Source organism: Streptomyces sp. MnatMP-M17, assembly GCF_900091995.1.
In the GTDB taxonomy this organism is placed as follows: Bacteria; Actinomycetota; Actinomycetes; order Streptomycetales; family Streptomycetaceae; genus Streptomyces.
Genome location: NZ_FMDK01000810.1, coordinates 1 through 4,167, shown reverse-complemented (window position 1 = coordinate 4,167; position 4,167 = coordinate 1). Strand labels below are relative to the sequence as shown.

4 protein-coding genes and 2 pseudogenes are annotated in these 4,167 nt (G+C 68.5%); 2 read left to right on the top strand and 4 right to left on the bottom strand.

Annotated elements, in window-relative coordinates:
* Positions 1 to 213, bottom strand: a pseudogene (locus tag GA0115259_RS42985) (hypothetical protein); the annotation flags it as partial.
* Positions 214 to 408: 195 nt separating this feature from the next.
* Here GA0115259_RS42985 and GA0115259_RS31065 point away from each other — a divergent pair.
* Positions 409 to 912 (top strand): ATP-binding protein, encoded by a 504-nt coding sequence (locus GA0115259_RS31065; RefSeq protein WP_093603173.1) that lies wholly within the window; start codon positions 409 to 411, stop codon positions 910 to 912.
* On the opposite strand, the gene idi is transcribed toward GA0115259_RS31065, so the two are convergent.
* From idi to galE, 3 genes are all read right to left on the bottom strand, one after another.
* Positions 887 to 1,480 (bottom strand): isopentenyl-diphosphate Delta-isomerase, encoded by a 594-nt coding sequence (gene idi, locus GA0115259_RS31060; protein ID WP_093603171.1) that lies wholly within the window; start codon positions 1,478 to 1,480, stop codon positions 887 to 889. The genes GA0115259_RS31065 and idi overlap by 26 nt on opposite strands.
* A gap of 120 nt (positions 1,481 to 1,600) precedes the next feature.
* A complete protein-coding gene (locus GA0115259_RS31055) occupies positions 1,601 to 2,539 on the bottom strand; it encodes a cation diffusion facilitator family transporter (RefSeq protein ID WP_093603169.1) in 939 nt (312 codons plus the stop codon).
* Positions 2,540 to 2,681: 142 nt separating this feature from the next.
* Positions 2,682 to 3,665: a UDP-glucose 4-epimerase GalE gene (gene galE, locus GA0115259_RS31050; RefSeq protein WP_093603167.1), complete on the bottom strand. Its 984-nt coding sequence runs from the start codon at positions 3,663 to 3,665 to the stop codon at positions 2,682 to 2,684.
* A gap of 241 nt (positions 3,666 to 3,906) precedes the next feature.
* On the opposite strand from galE, the pseudogene GA0115259_RS42315 reads away from it, so the two are divergent.
* A pseudogene (locus tag GA0115259_RS42315) lies at positions 3,907 to 4,167 on the top strand (CDP-alcohol phosphatidyltransferase family protein); the annotation flags it as partial.

Genomic DNA, 4,167 nt, shown 5'->3' with positions numbered 1-4,167 from the left:
CCCGAGCAGCGGCGGCAGCTCCCGCCACATCGACGCCGTCATCGCGTTGCGCTTGGCGGGATGGTGGATCACGACGGTCGCGATGCCGTCGGAGACGGTGTGCAGCAGCTGCGGCTCCATGCGCCGGATGCTATCCCCGGCCCGGCAATCGCCCGCCGCTGCCCGCCGTTGCCCGCGCCCGCCGTGCCCACTGGACCGCTCCTGAAGCGCCAGTGAATGATCGCGTGCGATCGCCCTGGCGGTCCACTCGATCGAATGCGGTCATCCTCCGCCAATTACGGCTGACTTCTGTTCAGTTGCCCGGTGCGGACAGGCCCGTTCCCAACACTCGGTATCCGCTGGCCGACACCGGTCGAGCCACAGGCCGAAACAAAGCCGCAGGTCGAAACAAGGGTGGGTGCCGCAAGGATGGAGAGCCGCGGGAGTGTGCCGGCCCGGCCGGTGTCGTACGAGGGAGTCTGGCGGTTCACCGCTCCGGCCGTCGACGTCTCCGTACCGCAGGCCAGGCACGCCGTACGCGATCTGCTCAAGCGCCAGCGCGTACCGGTCAGGGACACGGTCGTCCAGAGTCTGCTGCTCATCGTCTCCGAGCTGGTCACCAACTCCGTACGGCACGCGGCCCTGCTCTCGCCGGAGATCGGTGTCGAGGTCACCATCGGCGCGGAGTGGATCCGCGTCGCGGTCGAGGACAACCACCCGTACCGGCCCAAAGCCCTGGAGACCGATCACGCCCGGACGGGCGGGCGCGGACTGCTGCTCGTACGGGAGATCACCCGCGAGGCCGGCGGTAGCTGCGCCGTCGAGCACACCGCCGGCGGCGGGAAGATCATCTGGGCGACGCTGCCGTTCCTGGCCCCGCTCGGCGGTGCGCCGGCGTGCGAGGACGTCACCAGCCCCCGGCAGGCCCTGTGAGCTCTCTGATTGCCGGCCGCGCCGCGTCCAGCACGGTCATGAACCATGCCGAGAACGGGTCCCTGCCATGGCGCCCGGCCAGCTCCGCCGGAGTCACATAGACCGTCTCGTCGACCTCTTCCGGGTCGGGCCGCAGCGAGGACTGCGCCATCCCGACGAAGAGATGGTTGTACTCCTGCTCGACCAGTCCCGACGCCGGGTCCGGGTGGTTGTAGCGGACCGTGCCGGCCTCGGCGAGCAGCGAGGGCGAGATGCCCAGCTCCTCGTGGGTACGGCGGGCCGCGGCGGCGAACGGCGCCTCGCCCGGGTAGGGATGTCCGCAGCAGGTGTTCGACCAGACACCGGGGGAGTGGTACTTACCCAGCGCGCGCCGCTGGATCAGCAGCCGTCCCTGTTCGTCGAAGAGGAAGACGGAGAACGCCCGGTGCAGCAGGCCGGGCGCCTCATGGGCCGAGAGCTTCTCGGCGGTGCCGATGGTGTTGCCGTTCTCGTCGACCAGCTCCAGCATGATCGTTTCCTGAACGCCGTTCGACGAGCTGTTCGCCGTAGTGACTGGTGTGGTCGGCATAACCATCCTTCGCTTCGGGCCTCAGCCCCCAAGTCTGCCGCACAAAGGCCCTGTGCCAGCACTTCGGGAGCGTGGGCATGTCCGTTCTCCCAGGCCCCCGGGGGTGGGGACGGCAGGACGTCAGTGGCAGAGTTTCGCCTCGTGCTCGGCATGCCCCATCGGTTCGAGCTGGAAGGTGCAGTGCTCGACATCGAAGTGATGGCCGAGGCAGCCCTGGAGGTCATGCAGCATCTTTTCGTGGCCCACCGCGTCCAGCGCATCCTGGTCCACCACCACATGTGCCGAGAGCACAGGCATACCGGATGTGATGGTCCAGACATGGAGATCATGTACGTCGGCCACACCGGGCAGTCCGAGCATATGTGCGCGTACCTCGGCCATATCCACGTCCTTGGGCGCGGCCTCCAGCAGTACGTTCAGTGTCTCCCGCAGCAGCTTCACCGTACGCGGAACGATCATGAGCCCGATCACCAGACCCGCGATCGGGTCGGCCGTCTGCCAACCCGTGAGCAGAATGACACCGGCCGAGACCAGCACCGCGAGCGAGCCCAGAGTGTCCGCGAGCACCTCCAGATAGGCACCGCGCACATTGAGGCTCTCCTTCCGCCCGCGCATCAGCAGGGAGAGGGAGACCAGATTGGCGAACATACCGATCAGGGCGAAGACGATCGTCAGTCCGCCTCTGGTCTCGGGCGGCACGATGAAGCGCTCGACGGCCTCGTACAGCAGGAATCCGCCGACACCGAGCAGCAGCAGACAGTTGGCCAGCGCGGCGAGGATCTCGGCCCGCGCATAGCCGAAGGTGCGGTTCTTGTCCGCGGGCCGGCTCGCGAAGTGGATCGCCAGCAGCGCCATCCCGAGCCCCACACCGTCCGTCGCCATATGGGCCGCGTCGGCGAACAGGGCGAGGGAGTCGGAGGCGATACCACCGATGATCTCCACCACCATCACGGAGAGCGTGATGGACAGCGCGATACGCAGCCGGCCTCGGTAGGCCGCGGTCGCGGTGCCCGCCGGCGGCCCGCCGTGGCTGTGCCCGTGGTCGTGCCCTGCCCCCATGAGACCGCCTTCCGGTCGTCTGTGCGATCTGTCGACCACGCCAGTGAACTACGGGTGGGGGGTATGCGGCAACACGGCACTGAACACCGTTGTCATATGCTCTGACCTGCGGAAATGATCGCAGGTCAGAGCAGCGACGAGATCACCCGACCACGGTCGCCGGGTGGTGCAGCCGCCAGCCCTCCCAAGCCGATTCGACCATCTCGCGTACCCCGTGGCTCGCCGTCCAGCCCAGCTTCTCGGCGATCAGCCCGACCGAGGCGACGGCCCTCGCGGCATCGCCGGGACGGCGCGCCTCCACCACCGTCCCGGCCCGGTGGCCGGTGACCTCGGCCACCAGATCGGCCAGTTCACGGACCGAGACGCCCTCGCCGCGGCCGATATTGACCGTGAGGTCGCCGGCGCCCTCCTGTCCTGCCAGCCGGCGCGCGGCGGCGAGATGGGCGTCGGCGAGATCGGCCACATGGATGTAGTCACGGATACAGGTGCCGTCCGGTGTCGGATAGTCGTCACCGAAGATCCTGGGCGCCTCGCCACGGCTGATCCGGTCGAAGAACATCGGGATGATGTTGAACACTCCGGTGTCCGCCAGCTCGGGCGTCGCCGCGCCCGCCACATTGAAGTAGCGGAGACAGCCGGTGGCGATCCCGTGCGCCTGTCCGGTAGCGCGGACCAGCCACTCGCCCGCGAGCTTGGTCTCACCGTACGGATTGATCGGCACGGCCGGTGTCCGCTCCGTGATCAACTCCACATCCGGCACTCCGTACACGGCCGCGGAGGAGGAGAAGAGAAAGCGCCGTACGCCCGCGGCGACCACGCCGTCGAGCAGCACCGTGAGCCCGTGCAGATTCTCCCGGTAGTACCGCAGCGGCTGCTCGACGGACTCTCCGACCTGCTTCTTCGCCGCGAGATGCACCACACCGGTGACCTTGTGCGCGGCGAGCGTACGGTCCACGGCCTCCCGGTCCAGCAGGGAGCCCCGCACCAGCGGAATCGTGGCGGGCAGCCGCTCGGCGACACCGGTCGAGAGATCGTCGAGCACGACGACCCGCTCTCCCGCCGCGGTCATCACCCGCGCCACATGTGCCCCGATATAACCCGCTCCACCTGTGATCAGCCATGTCATGGCGGCAACCCTAGAGGGTGCCCTCCGGGCACCGGTCGTCGTTTGTCCGGGAGGGCACCGGTGACCGATGATGATCATCGCGCGAACCGTTCCTCAATCAGACCTTGGCATCTGGCGAGTAAACGGCCGGTGAACTCGGCCTTCAGTTCATCCGATAGCCTCTCTGCCGATGTGCCGCCACCCGGATCCCGGGTCCCGACGCCGTGCACCCAGCCCTGTCAGCGCCAAGGAGTGAGTTCGTCTGCCGACCGCCATCCTCACCGGTCCCCCGGTCCCCGGATCGCCGCTCGAAGGCCATCTGCGGTCGCTGGGTTATGACGTACGGACCGCGCCGGGCGCCGAGGAGGCGCGGAGTCTGCTCGCCTCGGCCCCAGCGGCCGAGCGCGTCGCCCTTGTCGACTCCCGTTTCGTCGGCCATGTCCACGCACTGCGCCTGGCCCTCACCGATCCGCGCTTCCCCGCCGCCGCCGTGCCCGGTGCGCTCACCGCCAGGCCCGAGGCC